The 20,507-nt window shown below is 71.2% G+C and carries 20 protein-coding genes; 8 read left to right on the forward strand and 12 right to left on the reverse strand.

The annotated features are described in order from the left end of the window. Positions 1 to 307 precede the first annotated feature (307 nt). From ABZ441_RS32045 to ABZ441_RS32065, 5 genes are all read left to right on the forward strand, one after another. Positions 308 to 1,942 carry an FAD-dependent monooxygenase gene (locus tag ABZ441_RS32045; RefSeq protein WP_358980658.1) on the forward strand — a complete coding sequence of 545 codons (1,635 nt, stop codon included), beginning with the start codon at positions 308 to 310 and terminating at the stop codon, positions 1,940 to 1,942. A 32-nt stretch (positions 1,943 to 1,974) separates the two neighbouring features. Further along, positions 1,975 to 2,061, forward strand: coding sequence for a putative leader peptide (locus ABZ441_RS32050; protein ID WP_358980702.1), 87 nt, complete (start codon positions 1,975 to 1,977; stop codon positions 2,059 to 2,061). A gap of 73 nt (positions 2,062 to 2,134) precedes the next feature. Then, positions 2,135 to 2,710: a cysteine dioxygenase gene (locus ABZ441_RS32055; RefSeq protein ID WP_358980660.1), complete on the forward strand. Its 576-nt coding sequence runs from the start codon at positions 2,135 to 2,137 to the stop codon at positions 2,708 to 2,710. Beyond that, positions 2,707 to 3,135: a rhodanese-like domain-containing protein gene (locus ABZ441_RS32060; protein WP_358980662.1), complete on the forward strand. Its 429-nt coding sequence runs from the start codon at positions 2,707 to 2,709 to the stop codon at positions 3,133 to 3,135. Before ABZ441_RS32055 ends, ABZ441_RS32060 begins: the two co-directional genes overlap by 4 nt. 151 nt (positions 3,136 to 3,286) lie before the next feature. Further along, positions 3,287 to 3,922 carry a hypothetical protein gene (locus tag ABZ441_RS32065; protein ID WP_358980665.1) on the forward strand — a complete coding sequence of 212 codons (636 nt, stop codon included), beginning with the start codon at positions 3,287 to 3,289 and terminating at the stop codon, positions 3,920 to 3,922. A gap of 281 nt (positions 3,923 to 4,203) precedes the next feature. Here ABZ441_RS32065 and recX read toward each other — a convergent pair whose 3' ends face one another. From recX to ABZ441_RS32085, 4 genes are all read right to left on the reverse strand, one after another. Continuing rightward, positions 4,204 to 4,896 carry a recombination regulator RecX gene (gene recX, locus ABZ441_RS32070; protein WP_358980667.1) on the reverse strand — a complete coding sequence of 231 codons (693 nt, stop codon included), beginning with the start codon at positions 4,894 to 4,896 and terminating at the stop codon, positions 4,204 to 4,206. Between the two features lie 3 nt (positions 4,897 to 4,899). Continuing rightward, positions 4,900 to 6,033, reverse strand: coding sequence for a recombinase RecA (gene recA / locus ABZ441_RS32075; protein WP_358980669.1), 1,134 nt, complete (start codon positions 6,031 to 6,033; stop codon positions 4,900 to 4,902). 324 nt (positions 6,034 to 6,357) lie between these two features. Then, positions 6,358 to 7,500 carry an AI-2E family transporter gene (locus ABZ441_RS32080; protein WP_358980704.1) on the reverse strand — a complete coding sequence of 381 codons (1,143 nt, stop codon included), beginning with the start codon at positions 7,498 to 7,500 and terminating at the stop codon, positions 6,358 to 6,360. Positions 7,501 to 7,715: 215 nt separating this feature from the next. Next, positions 7,716 to 7,910, reverse strand: a complete 195-nt coding sequence (locus tag ABZ441_RS32085) for a DUF3046 domain-containing protein (RefSeq protein WP_358980671.1) — start codon at positions 7,908 to 7,910, stop codon at positions 7,716 to 7,718. 79 nt (positions 7,911 to 7,989) lie between these two features. Here ABZ441_RS32085 and ABZ441_RS32090 point away from each other — a divergent pair, with 79 nt between their 5' ends. The 3 genes from ABZ441_RS32090 to ABZ441_RS32100 all read left to right on the forward strand — a co-directional run bounded on the left by ABZ441_RS32090 (position 7,990) and on the right by ABZ441_RS32100 (position 14,692). After that, positions 7,990 to 8,904, forward strand: coding sequence for a hypothetical protein (locus ABZ441_RS32090; RefSeq protein ID WP_358980673.1), 915 nt, complete (start codon positions 7,990 to 7,992; stop codon positions 8,902 to 8,904). Between the two features lie 208 nt (positions 8,905 to 9,112). Further along, positions 9,113 to 13,828, forward strand: a complete 4,716-nt coding sequence (locus ABZ441_RS32095; protein ID WP_358980675.1) for a DEAD/DEAH box helicase — start codon at positions 9,113 to 9,115, stop codon at positions 13,826 to 13,828. Positions 13,829 to 13,885: 57 nt separating this feature from the next. Continuing rightward, positions 13,886 to 14,692: a DNA-formamidopyrimidine glycosylase family protein gene (locus tag ABZ441_RS32100; protein ID WP_358980678.1), complete on the forward strand. Its 807-nt coding sequence runs from the start codon at positions 13,886 to 13,888 to the stop codon at positions 14,690 to 14,692. On the opposite strand, the gene ABZ441_RS32105 is transcribed toward ABZ441_RS32100, so the two are convergent. From ABZ441_RS32105 to ABZ441_RS32140, 8 genes are all read right to left on the reverse strand, one after another. After that, positions 14,675 to 14,932 carry a hypothetical protein gene (locus ABZ441_RS32105; RefSeq protein WP_358980680.1) on the reverse strand — a complete coding sequence of 86 codons (258 nt, stop codon included), beginning with the start codon at positions 14,930 to 14,932 and terminating at the stop codon, positions 14,675 to 14,677. The genes ABZ441_RS32100 and ABZ441_RS32105 overlap by 18 nt on opposite strands. A 259-nt stretch (positions 14,933 to 15,191) precedes the next feature. Further along, positions 15,192 to 15,386: a CsbD family protein gene (locus tag ABZ441_RS32110; protein ID WP_358980682.1), complete on the reverse strand. Its 195-nt coding sequence runs from the start codon at positions 15,384 to 15,386 to the stop codon at positions 15,192 to 15,194. Positions 15,387 to 15,410: 24 nt separating this feature from the next. Next, on the reverse strand, positions 15,411 to 15,881 hold the full coding sequence (locus tag ABZ441_RS32115) for a DNA starvation/stationary phase protection protein (RefSeq protein WP_205023523.1): 471 nt from the start codon (positions 15,879 to 15,881) through the stop codon (positions 15,411 to 15,413). Between the two features lie 225 nt (positions 15,882 to 16,106). Continuing rightward, a complete protein-coding gene (locus ABZ441_RS32120) occupies positions 16,107 to 16,490 on the reverse strand; it encodes a helix-turn-helix transcriptional regulator (RefSeq protein ID WP_014153702.1) in 384 nt (127 codons plus the stop codon). Positions 16,491 to 16,599: 109 nt separating this feature from the next. Then, on the reverse strand, positions 16,600 to 17,112 hold the full coding sequence (locus ABZ441_RS32125) for a CinA family protein (RefSeq protein WP_358980685.1): 513 nt from the start codon (positions 17,110 to 17,112) through the stop codon (positions 16,600 to 16,602). After that, positions 17,109 to 17,939, reverse strand: coding sequence for a CDP-diacylglycerol--glycerol-3-phosphate 3-phosphatidyltransferase (pgsA, locus tag ABZ441_RS32130; RefSeq protein WP_358980687.1), 831 nt, complete (start codon positions 17,937 to 17,939; stop codon positions 17,109 to 17,111). The genes ABZ441_RS32125 and pgsA overlap by 4 nt, the downstream gene beginning before the upstream one ends. Beyond that, complete coding sequence (gene rimO / locus ABZ441_RS32135; protein WP_358980689.1) at positions 17,936 to 19,414, reverse strand: 30S ribosomal protein S12 methylthiotransferase RimO; 1,479 nt, start codon at positions 19,412 to 19,414, stop codon at positions 17,936 to 17,938. The genes pgsA and rimO overlap by 4 nt, the downstream gene beginning before the upstream one ends. A gap of 168 nt (positions 19,415 to 19,582) precedes the next feature. Then, positions 19,583 to 20,389 carry a RodZ domain-containing protein gene (locus ABZ441_RS32140; protein ID WP_358980691.1) on the reverse strand — a complete coding sequence of 269 codons (807 nt, stop codon included), beginning with the start codon at positions 20,387 to 20,389 and terminating at the stop codon, positions 19,583 to 19,585. Between the last annotated feature and the right edge of the window lie 118 nt (positions 20,390 to 20,507).

Here is a 20,507-nt window from a genome sequence, read left to right on the forward strand (position 1 = left end):
GCGGCAGGAGGGGCACCGGCCCGGTGGCCGGTGCCCCTCCTGCCGCAACGGCCGGCACCTGGGGACCCTGGGACGCGAGTTGCCCGGACTCAAGTCCGTGCAGACGGACAAGGCCTGACAGGCTGTCCGCCCTGTTCCGGCCCGGGGGGCGCGGCATGCACGCCGCGCCCCCCACCACGTGCCCACGTCACTTGACGCACGCACCGACAGTAGGTTGCATACGTTCTGTGATCCCGCCCCGAACCGCCCCTGCCGCCTCCCTCTCCTCCCCCTCGACCTCGACGAACGCCGTCGGAGGGATCACACCGTGGACCCGGTGATCGTCGTCGGCGCCGGGCCGGTCGGTCTGGCGCTCTCGCTCGCTCTCGCGGCTCAGGGCGTTCCCTCCGTCCTGCTCGACGAGGGACCGGGCGTCGACGAACCACGCCCCGCACGCACCGTCGTGCTGCGCGAGGACACCGCGGACCTGGTGACACGCCTCGGCTGCACGACCCTCCACGACGAGGGCCTGCGATGGAGCGGCTGGCGGTCGGTGCGGCGCAAGCAACTGGTGCGGGCCGTGCCGCTGGGCGAGGAGGAGGGCACCGTCCCGTTGCCCTCGCCCGTGCATCTGCCCCAGCACGCGCTCACCGGAGGTCTACGGGCGGCGGTGGGCGCGCAGAGCCTGATCACCGTGGTGCCCTCGAGCAGGATCGACACCCTGGAGCAGGACCCGCACGGTGTCACGGTGCACACACGGGAGCCCGGTTCGACGTGGTGGCGTGGGAGTTATCTGGCAGGCTGCGACGGTGCGCGATCCACCGTACGCAAGCTCCTGGACATCAGGTTTCCAGGCCGTACGGCGGTGGAACGGCATGCGGTCGCCGCGCTCCGCGCCGAACTGCCCTGGCCGGGCGAGGCAGTGCTGCACAGGTCCCCGCCCTGGCGTTCGGGTGGTTCGGAGGTCACCGCGCGGCCGCTGCCCGACGGGGTCTGGCGGCTCGACTGGCTCCTGCCGCCACGCGGTGAACTCGTCACCCCCGACGCCCTGATCACCCGTGTCCGCGACACCCTCGGCGGCTGGTGCGGTGAGACGCCGGCCTACGAACTGCTGGACACCGGGGTGTACACGCTGCATCACCGGCTGGCCAGACGCTGGCGGTCCGGGCGCGCGTTCCTCGCCGGAGATGCCGCACACCTGCTGGGCGCCCTCGGCACCCAGGGCCTGGACGAAGGGCTGCGGGACGCCGAGAACCTCGCCTGGAAGCTGGCACAGGCGTGGCACCGGAGTGCCTCCGAGCTTCTCCTCGACAGCTACCAGGCCGAGCGCAGGACCGCCGTCGCCTCCCGGCTCCGTGCCGCCGACCAGTCGCTGCCGATACTTCGAGGCGGCGCCGGACTCCGGACGCTCGTCTCCGGCGCGGCGCGCGGTCACGACACCTTGCTGGCCGACGGCCACCTGGGATGCGGTCCCCTGGGCGCACCCCCTTCGTACACGCACTCCCCCCTTTCGCCTCAACGCGCCGAGGCTCACGCCTCGGTGGGGACCGCCCCTGGCACCCCGGTCGCCGATGTGTGGGTGACGGCGCCCGACGGGAAGGCGGTACGGCTACGCGACCGGCTGGGCCTGGGAAACCTGTTGGTGATCCTGGTCGCACCGGGCACCGGGGTGTGGGACAGACGGCACTGGCTGACCGCGGGTGTCATGCCCCGGCTCGTCGACGCGGTGGACGCCCTTCCCGCGAAGGCCGAGCTGCTGGTGACCGAGAGCTACCCGGGCGCGACGGCGCACACAGTGTTGCTGGTCAGGCCGGACGGGCATCTCGTGGCGGCCTTCAGCGGGGTGCGTCCCGCCGAGCTCTACGCTGCGGCCGACACGGCACGCGGCGGCGGCGTGGGCGGGGAGCCGGAGGACGAGGCCCGCACCACCACGGGCTCCGACCGGACCGCGGACGTCAATTGACCGCCACAGGCGCACATGGTGTACTCCAGATCATGACCGACACCGACGTGCACCTGTGGCGGAGGGTCCATATGGACCTCGTCCGCTATGCGGGCTGCGTGTGTCGTCCGTCCTGCTGAATCGCCTGCCCCCGCACGCCCTGCTGCTCACGGCACGGCTGTGCTCCCGAGCGAACTTCTCAGGACGGCCCTTGTGTCTGCATCCCTTCCCTCCCTCCCCGCACCCGAGTCCCCCGTCGACACGGACCCGTCGGCCGCGGCAGCCGTCGGCCCGCACGCCCCGACCGCGGCGGAGCTGCTCGACTTCGTCCGCCGGACCGCGCAGGACACGGCGCTCGTCGCCTCGCTCCCGCTCGACCCGGAGGGGCGCACCTGGCTCCGCCTCGAGGGCCCCGGCGGCAGCGAGGCGTGGCTGATCAGCTGGCCGCCCGGTACGGGCACCGGCTGGCACGACCATGCCGAATCGACGGGCGCGTTCACCGTCGCCGCGGGCGCCCTCAAGGAGTACTCGCTGGCCGCGCGGCTGCCCACCGACGGCTGGAGGACCCTGGAACTGAGCGAGGGCGTAGACCGGAGCCGACTGCTGGCGACCGGCCAGGGCAGGGCGTTCGGCCGGCACCACGTCCACGAGGTGCTCAACGAGTCCGGACAGCAGCACGCCGTGTCGGTGCACGCGTACTACCCGCCGCTGCCGCAGATCCGCCGCTACAGCCGCACGGGAGCGGTGCTGCGCCTCGAGCAGACAGAACGCCCGGAGGACTGGCAGTGAGCGTCGAGGACCGGGGCGGTCCCGGAGAACACCCGGGCGGTGAACCTCCAGTGGGCATCGACGCACTGCTCGACCGGGTACGGGCCGGTTACGAACGGATCGGCCCCGGGGAGACCGCAGCCGCCGCTGCGGAGGGGGCACTGCTGGTCGACATCCGCTACGCGGCGCTGCGCGAGAAGGACGGCCTGATCCCAGGGGCTCTGGTCGTCGAGCGCAACGAGCTGGAATGGCGGCTCGATCCGCAGGGCAGCCACCGCGCCCCGCAGGCGGTGAGCCACGATCTGCGGGTCGTGGTGATCTGCAACGAGGGCTACGCCTCGAGTCTGGCGGTCGCCTCCCTGCGCCGACTGGGGCTGCACCGCGCCACGGATCTGGCCGGCGGCTTCCAGGCATGGCGAGCCGCCGGGCTCCCGGTCATTCTCTGACAGGAACGGTCCTGGGCCCTCAGCGACGGCCGCGCCCAGGGCCGAATGACTCCCCTGCCCACCCGAACGCTGCTCTCCGGTGGAGCAATCGACGCGCGCGACGGACATTCGCCTCATCACCGAGGACGGAATGTACGGAGATGTCGTGCCGATGGACACCGCTCAGCTCACCCCTGACCAGCTCGACGCACAGGCCTCCCTGCTCCACGGCACGGACGCGTGGCAGCGCATCGTCGCAGGCTGGGAACGCACCGTGCGCGAACCCGCTCCCGCCGCTTCCGTGCCGGACACCTGGGCACGGCCCGTGCGCACGCACGACTGGCGGGCGCTGCTGTCCGTGCCCGTCGACAGGCTCGTCGAGGACTCCCTACGGGCCTTGCCCGCGCGCCCGCCCCGCGAACGGCCGCTCCCCGGGCGCTTCGGCGCGGTGCTGCCCGAGCATCTGCACGCGTGGCGCCGCATCGGCCAGCCCGATGTCCGTCCGTCCACCCACCTCGGCCACGCGCGGCGGATCCTGGCCGAGTGGGGCTGGCAGAACACCCCCTACCGCCTGCGCAACGCCCGTGGTGCGCGCTGCCTCTGCGGGGCCATGCTGACCGCCCACCGGCTCGGCTACGGGTCGCTCGACACCGTCGACCGCGCCGGCGCCTGGCTCATCACCGAGCTTCGGTCGCAGGGCTGGACGGATCTGATCGGCCCCTGGAACCGCCACCCCGGCCGCACCGCAGCAGACGCGCTCGCCCTGATCGACACCACGATCCGCCGGGCGTCACTGGCAGGACACTGAGTCCTGCCCGGCCCGGCTGTCGAATGCCCTGACAGCGCACTCCCCGACGGGCGACCACCTGCCCCTGTCCGGAAGCAGTCCGGCCGGTGCCCCCTGCCGGCCGCCCCGGCCAGGCATCGAGCGCGGCCGGCCGGTCGCAGCCCCCACACCACCACCACAGACCCATTCTGTGGCCTGTGCGCCTGCTCCTCGGCCCCGGTCACGCCGGGCGGAGCCGTCCCCCGTGCCCGGTAGCAGTCGGCTTGTCTCCCCGCTCCCCCTCCGCTTCCCCCGCCTCCCGGTCAGAAGAGCTCGTCCAGCCCTTCCGTGTCCTCTCCCTCCGCCTCGATCGCCTGACACACCACGCGCAGGGCCATCCCCTCGCCGTAGCCCTTGCGGGCGAGCATGCCCGCCAGCCGGCGCAGACGCTTGTCACGGTCCAGGCCCCGTGTGGAGCGGAGCTTCCGCGCGACGAGCTCCCTGGCGGTGTCCTCCTCCTGTTCGGGGTCGAGCTGCCCGACCGCCTCGTCGATCACCACCGGGTCCACACCCTTGGTGCGCAGCTCCCGCACGAGAGCACGGCGGGCCAGCCCTCTGCCATGGTGCCGGGACTCGACCCAGGCGTCCGCGAACGCCGCGTCGTCGATCAGCCCCACGTCCTCGAACCGGGAGAGCACTTCCTCGGCCGCCTCGTCGGGGATCTCCCGCTTGCGAAGCGCGTCGGCCAACTGCTTACGGGTACGCGGGGTCCCCGTCAGCAGCCTGAGACAGATGTTGCGCGCCTGCTCGACCGGGTCTCGCGGTTCCCCCTTCTCGGCCCTCGACGAGGAAGGGGAACCGCTGCCTGTGGAACGGGAGCGGGAACGACGGCCCGCCCCTTCGCCGAACCCGGCCCTCCGGCCGGGCTCCGGGAGATCCCCGGACGGTTCCGCGGCGTACTCGGGACCGGGACCGTCACCGGCGTCGGCACCCGGCCACTCCGTGCGACGCGTCACGGCCTAGCTCTTGGCGGCTGCGGTCTTGGCGGGCTTCGCCTTGGTCGCGGGAGCCGGTACCGACTTGGCCGCCGCTCCGTCGGCCGGAGCACCCGCGGTGGCCGGGGCATCGGCCCCGGCATCGGCCGCCGCGTCGTCCGCACGGACACCGACACCGAGCTTGTCGAGGATCTTCTTCTCGATCTCGTTGGCGAGGTCGGGGTTGTCCTTGAGGAAGTTGCGCGAGTTCTCCTTGCCCTGGCCGAGCTGGTCGCCCTCGTAGGTGTACCAGGCACCGGCCTTGCGGACGAAGCCGTGCTCCACGCCCATGTCGATCAGACCGCCCTCACGGCTGATGCCCTGGCCGTAGAGGATGTCGAACTCGGCCTGCTTGAAGGGCGGCGCCACCTTGTTCTTCACGACCTTGACGCGAGTGCGGTTACCCACGGCGTCGGTGCCGTCCTTCAGCGTCTCGATCCGCCGGATGTCCAGACGCACCGAGGCGTAGAACTTCAGCGCCCGGCCACCGGTCGTGGTCTCCGGTGAACCGAACATCACACCGATCTTCTCGCGCAGCTGGTTGATGAAGATCGCGGTGGTCTTGGACTGGTTGAGCGCGCTGGTGATCTTCCGGAGCGCCTGGCTCATCAGACGCGCCTGCAGACCCACGTGCGAGTCGCCCATCTCACCCTCGATCTCCGCGCGGGGCACCAGGGCCGCGACGGAGTCGATGACGATCAGGTCAAGTGCGCCGGAGCGGACCAGCATGTCCACGATCTCCAGCGCCTGCTCACCGTTGTCAGGCTGCGAGAGGATGAGGCTGTCGATGTCGACGCCGAGCTTCTTCGCGTACTCCGGGTCCAGAGCGTGCTCCGCGTCGATGAACGCCACCGAGCCGCCGAGCTTCTGCGCGTTCGCCACGGCGTGCAGCGTCAGCGTCGTCTTGCCGGAGGACTCCGGTCCGTACACCTCCACCACACGGCCGCGGGGCAGCCCGCCGACACCGAGCGCGACGTCGAGCGCGGTGGACCCGGTGGGGATCACCTCGATCGGCTCGTTCGGCCGCTCACCGAGGCGCATCACCGCGCCCTTACCGAATTGCCGTTCAATCTGTGCGAGTGCGGCGTCCAGCGCCTTCTCGCGGTCGGTTCCTGCCATGGGTTCCACCCGATTTGCTTGAGTCGATCGCTTCACGTCACAGACGCTAACCCCTGCCACTGACAATGGGCCTCGACGTCCTCCCGCCCTGTGGACAACTCCACGGTCGGGCCCGGCAAAACCCGGCCGGAATCCCATGAGAATGGATGTTCGAATTTAGTGTCAAGCGCACCGCTCCGGGCCGACACAGCCGAGGGTAGTGGCGCGAAACGGGCGATATCGAGCAAGTCGACGAACTGTGACAGACCCCGGCGCCGGATCCGGGCGACAGGAGGCCACGGTCCGGGCGAGGCCCAGGTCCCGACTGCCGGCCGACGTCACCCGTTACGGCCGACGGGGCCCCGACCCGCCCTCCGCCCCGGCCCGCACAGCGCGGCGGAACCTTGACATCAGGGGTTCGCCGCGGCGCGGGCGGTGGCCGCCGTGCACCCTGGGGTCGTCGGTCACGTCGTAGCGCTTCACGTACGCCCCCAGGAACGCCTGCAGCGTCGCGACGGCCGGGATGGCGATCAGCGCACCCACGGCACCCATCAGCGCAGTGCCCGCGACCACCGATCCGAAGGCGACCGCGGGATGGATGTCGACCGTCTTGGATGTGAGCTTCGGCTGCAGCACGTAGTTCTCGAACTGCTGGTAGACCACGACGAAGCCGAGGACCCACAACGCGTACCAGGGGTCGACGGTGAAGGCGATCAGCATGGGCAGCGCGCCCGCCAGGTACGTACCGATCGTGGGGATGAACTGCGAGACCAGCCCGACCCAGACGGCGAGCGCCGGCGCGTAGGGCACACCGAGGACCACCAGCAGGATGTAGTGCGCCGCGCCGGAGATCAGGGCCATCAGCCCGCGCGAGTAGATGTAGCCACCGGTCTTGTCGACCGCGATCTCCCAGGCGCGCAGCACCTCGGTCTGCCGGGAGGGCGGCAGTACCGAGCACAGCGCGCGCCGCAGCCGGGGGCCGTCGGCAGCGAAGTAGAACGAGAACAGGAAGATCATCAACAGCCGGAACAGTCCGCCGAGCACGGTGGTGGAGACGTCGAGCACGCCGGTCGCGCTGTTCTGCACGTACTTCTGGAGCCAGTCGGAGTGCAGCAGGCTGTCCTGCACCTCGACCCGGGAGAGCTCCGTGCGGAACGTCTGGTTGACCCAGTTGATCACCGAGTCGAGGTACTTGGGGAACTCCTCGACCATGTCCACGATCTGGCCGGCGAGCATCGAGCCGAGCAGGAGGACGAAGCCGACCCCGGCGACCAGCACGGCGAGGAAGACCAGGAAGGTGGCGAGCCCCCGGCGCATCCCGTACCCGGCCATGCGGCTGACGGCCGGCTCGATGGCCAGCGCCAGGAAGAAGGCGATGAGGATGTTGGTCAGCAGTCCGATGAGCTGGTAAAACGCCCAGCTGCCCAGCTGGAAGCACCCGTAGAGCGTCAGTGCCATGACCATCGCGCGCGGCAGCCAGCCGGGCATGCGGACGGGGCCGGTGCCGAGGGTCGGACCGGGTGGTGCGGCCGGCGGGACGGGCGGTGGGGCGGGCGGCTGGGTCTGGTCGGTCTCGTCTGTCGGGGCCACGGGACAAGTCTCGCTCACTGCGGAGACAGCCGACCGCGCAGCCCGTCGGCGACGGGCTCCGGTGACACTGTGCGCGTCCGAGGCGGTCGTGCCGGTGGGCGGCACCGCTTCGGTCAGCGCCGGTCCGGAGGGACGCCGACGGCCGAGCAGACCCCGCGCCACACGTCCTTGGCCTCCCAGCCCGCGGCCAGCGCCTCGTGCACCGTACGGCCGCCGAGCTCCGCCATGACGTGATCGCGCGCGAAGGATTCGGCGTAGGCCGCGCCGAAGTGGTCCGCCATCCGTTCCCAGAAAATCGTCAACCGCATGCCTTCAGTATCCCGCTCCTGAGAGTGCAGCCCGGCCGTGAGGCCATGCCGCCGTCACTTTCCCCTCTACGGTCGGTTCATGGCTGGAACCGGAGCAAACCCTCTCGCCCGCGCCGAGCAGTTCATCTGGCTCACCGCACGCGTTCTCGAACAGCGGCGGTTCGCCCATCTCTTCCTCGGAGGAAGCGCGGACACCGTCGAGACCGCGCTCGCCGCCTACCGGAACGAGGACGGCGGTTACGGCTACGCGCTCGAACCCGACCTCCGCGGACCTGTGAGTCAGCCCCTGCACACCGCGCACGCGCTGAGCGTCCTCGACTCGATCGGGGGCTGCGGCGGTCTGCGCGTGGAGCGGATCTGCCGCTACCTGACGGAGGTGTCGACCAAGGAGGGCGCCCTGCCCGCCCTGCATCCCTCCCAGCGCGGCTATCCCGCAGCCCCCTTCATCCCCGCGGTCGACGACCCGCCCGCCGAACTGCTGGCGACGGGCCCGGTCGTCGGCCTTCTGCACCGCAATCAGGTCTGGCACGCCTGGCTCTTCAGGGCCACCGACTTCTGCTGGGCCGCCGTGGACGCTCTGGAGCAGTCACATCCGTACGAGATCGAGGCGGCCCTCGCCTTCCTGGACGGCGTGCCCGACCGTGCACGCGCCGAATCGGCCGCCGGCCGACTGGGAGAACTCGTGCGTGAGCATCGGCTGGTGGTGCTGGACCCGGGACGCCGCGCGGAATACCCGGTAGCCGCCGGTTACGCGCCCGCGGAACACCACTTCCCTTACGACTACGCCCGCACACCCGGGTCGCTGGCCCGCCGCTGGTTCAGCGACGGCGAACTGGAAAGAGCACTGGACCATCTGGCGGCCGAGCAGCAGGAGGACGGCGGCTGGCCGGTCAACTGGCGGGAGTGGGCGCCCGGAACCGCCCTGGAGGGCCGCCCGATCGTGACGATCAGGGCCCTGCAGACCCTCCGGGCGTACGGTCGGAGGCTCGACTGACCCGTGCTGCTCGACCCGCGCTGCTCCGGAACAGGGCACTGTGGTGGGCGACCGGCACGTACGGTGGCGGTGGGGAGGCCCACGCCCTCGACACCGCCGGCGATCGTGCCGGAGACGTGGCCCCCGGGGCTGCGGCGCGGAAAGGTGGGGTGGCCGTGCCGGGCACGCCCACCGGCCGTTGTCAGTGGCGGGGTGCACGATGGGGTGCATGGCCGGTTCCGCACTCGACTCCTTCACGCCCGCGACCCGCAGCTGGTTCGCGGCGGCCTTCGACGCGCCCACCGCGGCGCAGGAGGGTGCCTGGCGGGCGATCGGTGAGGGTTCGGACGTGCTGGTCGTCGCACCGACCGGATCGGGCAAGACGCTGGCCGCGTTCCTCGCCTCTCTGGACCGGCTCGCGGCCGTACCGCCTCCCGCCGAGGCGAAGAAGCGCTGCCGCGTGCTGTACGTGTCACCGATGAAGGCTCTCGCCGTCGACGTCGAGCGGAACCTGCGGTCACCGCTGACCGGGATCCGCCAGGAGTCGGTGCGCCTGGGCCTGCCCGAGCCGGAGGTGCGGGTGGGGATCCGCTCCGGCGACACTCCTCCGGCCGAGCGCCGTTCGATGGCGACGAAACCCCCGGACATTCTGATCACCACTCCCGAATCCCTGTTCCTGATGCTCACCTCCTCGGCGCGGGACGCGCTGGCAGGGGTCGAGACGGTGATCGTGGACGAGGTGCACGCCGTCGCGGGCACCAAGCGCGGTGCTCATCTCGCCGTGTCGCTGGAGCGTCTGGACGAGCTGTTGCCGCGGCCCGCGCGGCGCATCGGGCTGTCGGCGACGGTCCGCCCGGTCGACGAGGTCGCGCGGTTCCTGTCGCCGCAGCGGAGAGTGGAGATCGTCCAGCCGCCGTCCGCCAAGGAGTTCGACCTCTCCGTCGTGGTTCCTGTGGAGGATCTCGGCGAGCTGAGCGGTTCCCCCGCCACGGGCGACGAGGGCGGCCAGGCGGAGAAGCCGTCGATCTGGCCCCATGTCGAGGAACGGATCGCCGATCTCGTGCAGGCGCACCGTTCCACGATCGTCTTCGCCAATTCCCGGCGGCTCGCGGAACGCCTGTGCAACCGGCTGAACGAGATCGCCTACGAGCGGGCGGCCGGCGTGGCGCCGGAGGAGGAGCCCGGAAGCAACGACCCCCTGGCCGAGGCCCACTCCCCCGCCGAGATCATGGCTCAGTCCGGGGCTGCGAAAGGGGCGCCCCCGCTCCTCGCCCGTGCGCACCACGGGTCGGTGTCCAAGGAACAGCGCTCCCAGGTGGAGGAGGACCTCAAAGCGGGCCGTCTGCCCGCCGTGGTGGCCACCTCCAGCCTGGAGCTGGGGATCGACATGGGAGCGGTCGACCTGGTGATCCAGGTCGAGTCGCCGCCTTCCGTGGCCTCGGGGCTGCAGCGGGTGGGACGCGCCGGGCACCAGGTCGGCGCCGTGTCCACCGGCGTGGTCTTCCCGAAGTACCGCGGCGACCTGGTGCAGGCGGCCGTCGTCACGGAGCGGATGCGTGAAGGCGCCATCGAGGCCCTGCGAATCCCGTCCAACCCGCTGGACGTGCTCGCCCAGCAGATCGTCGCCACGGTCGCGCTCGACAGCTGGCAGGCCGACGACCTCCTCGCCCTCGCCCGCCGGGCGGCTCCCTTCGCCTCGCTCCCCGAATCGGCGTTCACCGCCGTGCTCGACATGCTCGCCGGACGCTATCCGTCCGACGCCTTCGCGGAACTGCGGCCCCGCGTGGTGTGGGACCGGGTCAGCGGCGCGGTCACGGGCCGCCCCGGTGCCCAGCGGCTCGCCGTCACCTCGGGCGGCACCATCCCCGACCGCGGGCTCTTCGGTGTCTTCCTGGCCGGCGCGGACCCGAAGAAGGGCGGCGGACGCGTCGGTGAGCTGGACGAGGAGATGGTCTACGAGTCCCGGGTGGGCGACGTCTTCACGCTGGGCACCACGTCCTGGCGCATCGAGGACATCACCAGGGACAGGGTCCTGGTCTCGCCCGCCCCCGGAGTGCCGGGCCGGCTGCCTTTCTGGAAGGGCGACCAGCTGGGCCGCCCGCTGGAGCTGGGACGGGCGCTGGGCGCGTTCCTCCGCGAGCTCGGGGCGCTGTCCGCCGAGGACGCCAGACTCCGGCTGCTCACCGCCGGGCTCGATGCCTGGGCGGCGGACAACATCCTGGCCTACCTCGACGAACAGCGCCGGGCCTGCGGCCACGTCCCCGACGACCGGACCATCCTCGTCGAGAGGTTCCGGGACGAGCTGGGCGACTGGCGGATCGTGGTGCACTCGCCCTTCGGTGCCCAGGTGCACGCCCCGTGGGCACTCGCCCTGTCCGCCCGTCTCGGCGAGCGGTACGGCATGGACGCGCAGGTCATGCACGCGGACGACGGCATCGTGCTGCGGCTGCCCGACGCCGATCTGATGGGCCTCGACCTCCTCGACTTCGACCCGGCACAGGCCGGTGCGGGCGGTGGGGCCGCCGACGGTCCGGGACGCGGGGAGACCGGCCCGGGTTTTCCCGCCGCCGGATACGACAGTGAGCAGCCCCCCGTCGGGGCGACCGACGTGGTGTTCGACAAAGGAGAGATCAGCCAGGTCGTCACCGAACAGGTCGGGGGGTCCGCCCTGTTCGCCTCCAGGTTCCGCGAGTGCGCCGCGCGCGCCCTGCTGTTGCCCAGGCGCAGCCCGGGAAAGCGCACACCACTGTGGCAGCAGCGGCAGCGCGCGTCCCAGCTGCTCCAGGTGGCCTCCGAGTTCGGCTCGTTCCCGATCGTGCTCGAAGCGGTCCGCGAATGCCTGCAGGACGTCTTCGACGTGCCGGGCCTCACCGAGCTGATGGGCGATCTGGAGGCCCGCCGCATCCGTCTGGTCGAGGTGACCACTCCCGAGCCGTCTCCGTTCGCCCGCTCACTCCTCTTCGGCTACGTCGCGCAGTTCCTGTACGAGGGCGACTCGCCCCTCGCCGAGCGGCGGGCGGCGGCCCTCTCGCTGGACTCCCATCTCCTGTCCGAGCTGCTCGGCCAGGCGGAGCTGCGGGAGCTGCTGGACGCCGACGTCCTCGGCGAACTGGAGCGGGAACTCCAGTGGCTGACCGACGACCGGAAGATCAAGGACGCCGAGGGGGTCGCCGACCTGCTGCGCGTCCTCGGTCCCCTCACCGACGCCGAGCTGGCGGAGCGTGGTGCGGAGCCGGCCTGGGCACCGGAGCTGGAGACGTCCCGGCGTGCCATCCGGGTCCGCATCGGCGGAGCCGCCCACTGGGCAGCCGTCGAGGACGCGGGCCGGCTGCGTGACGCGCTCGGCACCGCGCTTCCCGTAGGCGTTCCCGAGGCGTTCACCGAGCCGGTCAAGGATCCGCTCGGGGACCTCCTGGCGCGGTACGCCCGTACGCACGGACCGTTCACCTCCACGCAGGCCGCGAGCCGTTTCGGCCTCGGGCCCTCCGTCACCGACGGGGCGCTGCAACGACTCGCCGCGTCAAGTCGCGTCGTCCAGGGCGAGTTCCACCCTGCGGGTATCGGCCAGGAGTGGTGTGACGCCACGGTCCTGCGGAGGCTGCGCCGCCGTTCGCTCGCCGCGCTCCGCCAGGAGCTGGAACCGGTTCCGCCGGCCGCGCTGGCCGGCTTCCTCCCCCAGTGGCAACACGTCGGCGACGGCAGCCTGCGTGGGATCGACGGGCTGGCCCGTGCCATCGAGCAACTACAGGGCGCTCCGGTCCCCGCGTCCGCTCTGGAGAGACTGATTCTGCCGAGCCGCGTCGCCGGATACACCCCGGTCATGCTCGACGAGCTCACGACCACCGGGGAGGTCGTCTGGGCCGGTGCGGGCGCCCTGCCCGGAAAGGACGGCTGGCTGTCCGTCTACCTCGCGGACAGCGCGCCCCTGCTCCTCCCGGCGCCCCTCCCGCTGGAGGAGACCGCGCTGCACGAGTCGGTACTCACCGTCCTCTCCGGCGGATACGGGCTCTTCTTCCGGCAGATCGCCGATCAGGTCCGGGCCACCACTCACCCGGACTGCACCGATTCCCAGCTGGCCGAGGCGCTCTGGGACCTGGTCTGGTCCGGCCGTCTCACCAACGACACCCTCGCTCCGCTGCGCTCGCTCCTCGGCTCCGGCCGCACCGCCGGCTCCACCGCACACCGCGCGAGGCGCAACGTGCCGCGCGGCCGCTACGGATCACTGACGGCAGCCGCCCGTACCGCTTCCCGCACGGGTCCACCGACCGTGTCGGGCCGCTGGTCGCTGCTGCCCCCGGCCGAGCCCGAACCGACCCACCGCGCGCACGCCCTGGCCCGGACGCTCCTGGACCGCCACGGCGTGGTGACCCGCGGAGCGGTACAGGCCGAGGGTGTCGAGGGCGGGTTCTCAGCGATCTACCGCATCCTCGCCGCGTTCGAGGACAGCGGACAGGCCCGCCGCGGCTACGTCGTCGAAGGGCTGGGGGCGGCCCAGTTCGCTATGGACGGCGCGGTGGACCGGCTCAGGGCGGCCTCCACCGCACGCGACCGTGCGGACCCCGGCTCCGTTCCCCGGGCGCTGGTGCTCGCGGCGGCCGATCCCGCCAACGCGTACGGCGCCGCACTGCCCTGGCCCGAGTCGCCCGACGGCGCGGGCCACAAGCCGGGCCGCAAGGCGGGGGCGCTGGTCGTCCTCGTGGACGGCGAGCTGACGCTCTACATGGAGCGGGGCGGCAAGTCCCTCCTCGCGTGGCCCACCGACCCCGCCGACCCGGCGCTGCGCGCCGCAGCCGAGGCACTCGCGTCGGAGGCCCGCGCGGGGACGCTCGGCACGGTCACGGTGGAGCGCACCAACGGCGCCTCCTCCCTGACGTCCCCCCTGGGCCGCGCCCTGGAGGCCGCAGGCTTCCTCGCCACCCCGCGAGGTCTGCGGCTCCGCGCCTGAGCCGGGGTGTGCGCGGGCGGACACCCGCGCACACCCCGGTTCGCGCATGATGGATGCATGCCCGAAGGTGACACCGTCCTGCAGACCGCCCGGCGTCTCGACACGGCGCTGGCCGGTCAGGTCCTGACGGTCTCCGACCTGCGGGTCCCGCGCTTCGCCACAGCCGATCTGACCGGCCAGACGGTCCTGGGCGTCACCGCGCGCGGCAAGCATCTGCTCACCCGTTTCCAGGACGGCCTCACACTCCACAGCCATCTGCGCATGGAAGGCGCCTGGCGGGTGTACGACCATGGCGAACGATGGCGGGGCGGCCCCGCCCACCAGATCCGCGCCGTGCTCGCCACCGCGGACCGCACCGCCGTCGGCTACCGTCTGCCCGTCCTCGAACTGCTCCGCACCGAGGACGAGGAGCAGGTCGTCGGCCACCTCGGCCCCGACCTGCTGGGCCCGGACTGGGATCCGGAGACCGCTCTGCGTCGTGTGCTCTCCGACCCCGGGCGCCGGGTCGGGGACGCCCTTCTCGACCAGCGCAACCTGGCGGGCATCGGCAACGTGTACATGTGCGAGCTCTGCTTCATGGCCCGTGCGACGCCCTGGCTCCCGGTGGGCGAGCTGCCCCTGGCCATCGCCACCCGGCTGATCAGCACGGCCAGACAACTGCTCGAGGCCAACCGTGAGCGTCCGATGCGGACCACGACCGGGGCGACGGCTGCCATGTCCCGCAACCGCACGCGGGAGCGCCTCTTCGTCTACGGCCGGGCCGGGCGCCCCTGCCTGCGCTGCGCCACCCCGATCCGCAAGGCGGAGCGTGACGATCGCCCCACCTACTGGTGCCCGCGCTGCCAGTCAGGTCCCACCGGCTGAGCCGTTTCCGGCGGCCTTGCCACGGGCCGGGGATATCTCCGAGTCGGCCCCAGGCCTACCTACTGCCCGCTCCGGCCGCGCGACGGCCGCCACGTGTACCGGCAGGAGGCTCAGCCCCCACCCCCCGGCCGCTACCGCCCCCTCGACCAGTCCGGCGTGTTCCGGCTCCAGTAACAGCCGCAGCACGGCCCACCACCACAGGCCACCGAGTACGAGCGCCGGCACCCATCGCCGCACCATGGCTGCCTCCTCCGGCCGACGCTAGTACGGCTCGATCTCCTGACGGGAGGGCGCACCGGCGCACTGACGGCGGGCAGGCCGCGGACAAAAGGACGGCGCGCGCCCTTGCGTGGGGCCGCCGTCGGGAAAGGTCAGCACCGGCCCACCCTCGCAGTTTCCCCCGGGACGGCGCCGGCTGCATCCCGCGGCCCGGGTCAGGTCATGCGTGTGCCCCCGGGGGTTCACGGAATCCACGGGGGCACACGGGTCGGCGTTTCTCTTACCTGTTGTCGTCGTCGGTGAGAGAGTCCTTCACGCCCTTGGCACGCTCGCCGGTAGCGCCCATGGCGCCCTCGGTCTTGGCCTTGGCCTGATCGGCCTTGCCTTCGGCTTCCTTGCGCCGGTCTCCGGTGAGCTTGCCGGTCGCTTCCTTGGCCTTGCCCTTGAGCTTGTCCACGGCCTTCTTGTCCGTCACGGCGATTCCTTCCTCGATTCAGGTTCAGGCGCTTTCGGCCTGGAACATCCACGCGTGCTTCTCGAGTTCCGCAGTGAGAGTGATCAGGATGTCCTGACTGATGGGGTCCGGCTCGTCGGTCGCCTCGATCCGCTCCCGCATGCGGTCGATGACCACACGGAGGGCGTCGACCAGCACACGGACCGCGTCCACGTCCTTGATCCAGCCGTCGGGCACGGAATCGATCGCAGTGGTCTTGGCCAGGGTCCGGGACCGGCCGTCCGGGTTGACGCCGATGGCGGAGGCCCTCTCCGCGACCGTGTCCGAGTGCTGGCGCGCCGTGTCGACGACCTCGTCGAGCTGAAGGTGCACGGAGCGGAAGCGCGGGCCGACCACATTCCAGTGGACCTGCTTGGCCACCAGGGAGAGATCGACCAGGTCGACCAGTGCGCCTTGCAGCGCATCTCCCACGACCTTGCGGTCGCCTTCGGACAGGGCGCTCTTCACGACAGACATGCACTTCTCCGTTCAGATAGCTGTTCGACTTGCCATTTGTCCACAATGTCACATATGGAGCGAAACGGTCATTCGATGGGCTGTTCCGGAGGATTGTCCTCCGGCCACACTCCGCGCCTGCCCCGCGATCGGCCCCGCACACACCGCGGGCCGACCGCGACACACGGAAGCCCCGGTCGGCCCATGAGGGCCGACCGGGGCTTCCGTTCACCACGAACCGTGCGGTCAGGCGGCGACGACGTCCACCGCTTCCGCGGGCGCCTTGATGGTCACCCGTCCCGTCGGTACGCCTGCGACCGACGCAACAGAGACGGAATTGAGCATCGGGCGTACCGGCACAGGCACCGCATCACTGGCGGCTGCCGACTCGGCCAGCTCAGCCAGCGACAGTTCATCGCTCACTTCACGCATGAGCTCGGACATCCGTACGTCCAGCGCGTCGCAAATGGCGGAGAGCAGTTCGGAGGATGCCTCCTTCTGCCCCCGCTCCACCTCGGAGAGATAGCCGAGCGAGACTCGGGCGGACGAGGAGACTTCGCGCAGAGTACGGCCTTGGCGCTGGCGCTGCCGACGCAGCACGTCACCAAGCAGGCGACGGAGCAGAATCATCGGTGGCTCCCTCCTCGGACCGCGTAGCCGCATCCTTCACGCCCCACCGTACCGCCTTGCGCTGCGGCCGTGCGGGGAGCGATGTCGTGTTCACTCAGGGCTGCAAACATCAATTCCCCCCGTTCTGTTCCGTATCCTGTGCCCCCGCATTCTCGCCGAGTTCGCCGGAGAGCAGTTCGAGCAGACTCCGCACACTCTCCTTACGGATGTCCGCCCGCCCCCCGTTCAACCTCAGCTCGGCGACTTTCTGTACGTCGTCCGGCCCGAAGACCGCGACGAAAACCGTGCCGACCGGCTTGCCGTCCTGCGGCTCGGGGCCCGCGACCCCGGTGGTCGAGATGCCCCAGTCCGTACCGAGGACCCGGCGCACGCCGGCGGCCATCGCCCGGGCGACCTCAGGGTCCACCGCTCCGCGCTCGCCCAGGAGCACGCCGTCGACGCCCAGCAGATCCCGCTTGAGGGGCGTCGCGTACGCCGTGACGGATCCGCGGAAGCACTGCGAGGCGCCAGGTACGGAAGTGAGCTCGGCCGCCACCAGACCGCCGGTGAGGGACTCGGCGACGCCGAGCGTCTCGCCGCGCTCCTGAAGCCGGTGCAGCACCCGGGCCGCCACAGACGTCACCGTTCCGCCTCCGCGGGGCCCCTGCCGCCCGCCACGCGCTCTCCGACGGGCTTCCCGCAGGGCGGCTCCCCCGTCGGATCCACGGCGGGCTCCGCGTCCACGACGCCTTCCGCGGGACGCCGCCCGCCGGTCGCGTCCTCCAGGCCCGCCGCCACCGTGACGGCCTCCAGGGCGGCCGCCCGCTCGGCCGCGAGCCCGAGGCGGCGCAACACGACCGCCTGGCGTACGTAGTCGAGACCGGTGACGACCGTCAGCACGACGGCGGCCATCATGACCCAGAAGCGCAGGGTCGCCAGCGGGCCCGTCAGCGCCAGGACGTACATGCCCACAGCGATGCCCTGGGCCAGGGTCTTCACCTTCCCGCCGCGGCTCGCGGGGATCACCGAGTGCCGGATGACCCAGAAACGCATGAGCGTGATCCCGAGTTCACGGAAGAGGATCACGCCGGTGATCCACCACGGCAGGTCCCCGAGCGACGACAGAGAGATGAGCGCCGCACCCATGATCGCCTTGTCCGCGATCGGATCGGCGATCTTCCCGAAGTCGGTGACCAGGTTGTACGTCCGTGCCAGATGGCCGTCAAAGACATCGGTGATCATCGCGACGGCGAAGGCCGCCCAGGCGAACGACCGCCAGACCGGGTCGTAACCACCGTCGTGCAGGAGCAGCATCACGAAGCCCGGGACCAGCAGCAGTCGCAGCATCGTGAGGATGTTCGCGATGTTCCACAGTCCGGCCTGGTTGACGGCCGCCGCGCCCAGCTTGCCGCCGCGGTGCGCCGGCGTCGCGCCGGAGCCGCCTGCCGCGGTCGCCGGGGCTCCCGTCATCTGGCTGCCTCCGCTAGCTCGTGGTGTTCGGCCACGAGGTCCACTCCCTCGGTGCCCACTGCCTTCGCTTCGACCATACGGCCCGGCACGAGCCCTTCGCGTGCGGTGAAGATGACCTGGCCGTCCGTTTCCGGCGCCTGGTGGGCGGCTCGTCCCACCGCCACGGGCCCGTCCTCGTCGGACTCCACGGACTCGACCAGGACCTGAAGGGTTTCGCCCACTCGCTCCTCGGCCCGCTGCGAGGTCAGCTCCTCGGCCAGCTGCGAGATGTGCGCGAGGCGCTCGGCGATGACGTCGGCGTCCAGCTTGTTCTCGTAACCGACCGCCTCGGTGCCGTCCTCGTCGGAATAGCCGAAGACCCCGATGGCGTCCAGGCGCGCGCCGGTGAGGAAGCGTTCCAGCTCGGCGAGGTCGGCCTCCGTCTCACCGGGGAATCCGACGATGAAGTTCGACCGCGCACCCGCCTGCGGTGCCTTCGTCCGAATGGTGTCCAGGAGTTCGAGGAAACCGTCCGTGTCACCGAACCGCCGCATCGCGCGCAGGACCTTGGGCGCGGAGTGCTGGAAGGACAGGTCGAAGTAGGGGGCGACCTTGGGCGTCGAGGTGAGTACGTCGATCAGCCCCGGCCGCATCTCGGCGGGCTGCAGATAGCTGACACGGATCCGCTCGATCCCGTCGACATCGGCGAGCTCCGGCAGCAGCGTCTCCAGGAGCCTGATGTCGCCGAGGTCCTTGCCGTACGAGGTGTTGTTCTCGGAGACGAGCATGACCTCCTTGACGCCCTGCTCGGCCAGCCAGCGGGTCTCTCCGAGGACGTCGGACGGGCGCCGCGAGATGAACGACCCGCGGAAGGAGGGGATGGCGCAGAACGAGCAGCGCCGGTCACAGCCCGAGGCGAGCTTCACCGAGGCGACCGGGCTGGTCCCCAGCCTGCGGCGCAGCGGCGCCCGCGGCCCTGAGACCGGCGCGACACCTTCCGGCAGGTCGGCGGGGGCCGGAGTGATCTCCTGGGCGTGGCCGGGCAGCGCGACGGCGGCGTCCTGCCGCTCGGCCGGGCTGATCGGCAGCAGCTTGCGCCGGTCGCGCGGGGTGTGGGAGGCGTGGATGCCACCGTTGAGGATGGTCTGCAGACGGTCGGAGATGTCGGCGTAGTCGTCGAATCCGAGGACTCCGTCCGCTTCCGGCAGCGCCTCGGCGAGGTCCTTGCCGTAGCGCTCGGCCATGCAGCCGACCGCCACGACGGCCTGGGTTCTGCCGTGGTCCTTCAGATCATTGGCTTCGAGCAGGGCGTCGACGGAGTCCTTCTTGGCGGCCTCGACGAACCCACAGGTGTTGACGACGGCGACATCCGCGTCCGTGGCGTTCTCGACGAGCTCCCAGCCGTCCGCTGCCAAGCGGCCTGCAAGCTCCTCCGAGTCCACCTCGTTACGGGCGCATCCAAGAGTGACAAGGGCGACGGTACGGCGTTCGGGCATGGGCTCAAGACTACTTTGTCCCGGCACTGGGCCCGCCGAGCAGGGTTCGCCGCTACGCGGAGTGACAGGCTGAGCGGTGACACGGAAGGCGGACGGGGGCAAAAAAGACGGTGAGTGCCCGGCAGGACTGCCGGGCACTCACCGTCGGAGAAGCAGGGTGGAGTCGGATCAGCCGACCTCGGGGTCACCCTTGGTGTAGGAAAGCCGCTCGACCTGACCGGATTCGAACTGGTCGTCGACCTTCTTGCCGTTCACGAAGAGGTCGATCGCTCCGGCGTCGCCGAGGACGAGGTCGACCCGCTCCTTGTCCTGGAAGGTCTTGGAGTCGCCCTGGGCCAGCAGCCCGTCGAAGAGCAGTCGGCCGTTGTGATCCTTGGCCGAGATCCAGCTCTTGCCCTCGGTGGCGCTGAGCCTGACGGTCACCTTGTCCCGCGGAGCGGCGGCGATGGCACTTTCCGATGGAGCGGGCTTGGGGTCTGCGGGCTTGGTCGCGGTGGGCTTGGGAGTGGTCTTGTCGGGTGTCGAGCCTTCGGCGACGTTCGCCGAACCCGAGCCCGAGCCCTCGTCCTCGCCGCTGAAGAGCGTGAAGCCGACGAAGCCGACCACGGCCACGATCGCGGCGACCATGGCCGCGGTCCAGTTGGGCCGCCGGGGTTCGGAGCGGATCCGCTCCGCCTCGAACAGCGGCGCCGCGGGCGTGGGCGCCGGGCGGCCGCCGTGCTCGGCGTCGAACTCCGCGATCAGCGGATCGGGGTCGAGCCTGACGGCGCGGGCGAGCATACGGATATGGCCTCGGGCGTACACGTCGCCGCCGCAGCGGGAGAAGTCGTCCTCCTCGATCGCGTGCACGATGGGGATGCGCACCCGGGTGGAGCTACTGACTTCCTCGACCGTCAGACCTGTGGCGATACGAGCCTGCTGAAGAGCGCGACCGATCGAAGGCCGGTCGTCTTCGGGGGAGTTGCCGATGGACACGGGGGCGCCTTTCGAGCGTGAGCCACCTGCTGGATGTTCAGTCTAGGGGTGGTACGAAAGGGTGGGGCAACCGGGAGCGACGGCTTTGTACGCCATCGGGTTCGCCGGGCAGCCCCTT

The sequence above is a fragment of the Streptomyces sp. NPDC005752 genome (assembly GCF_040630715.1).
GTDB lineage: Bacteria > Actinomycetota > Actinomycetes > Streptomycetales > Streptomycetaceae > Streptomyces.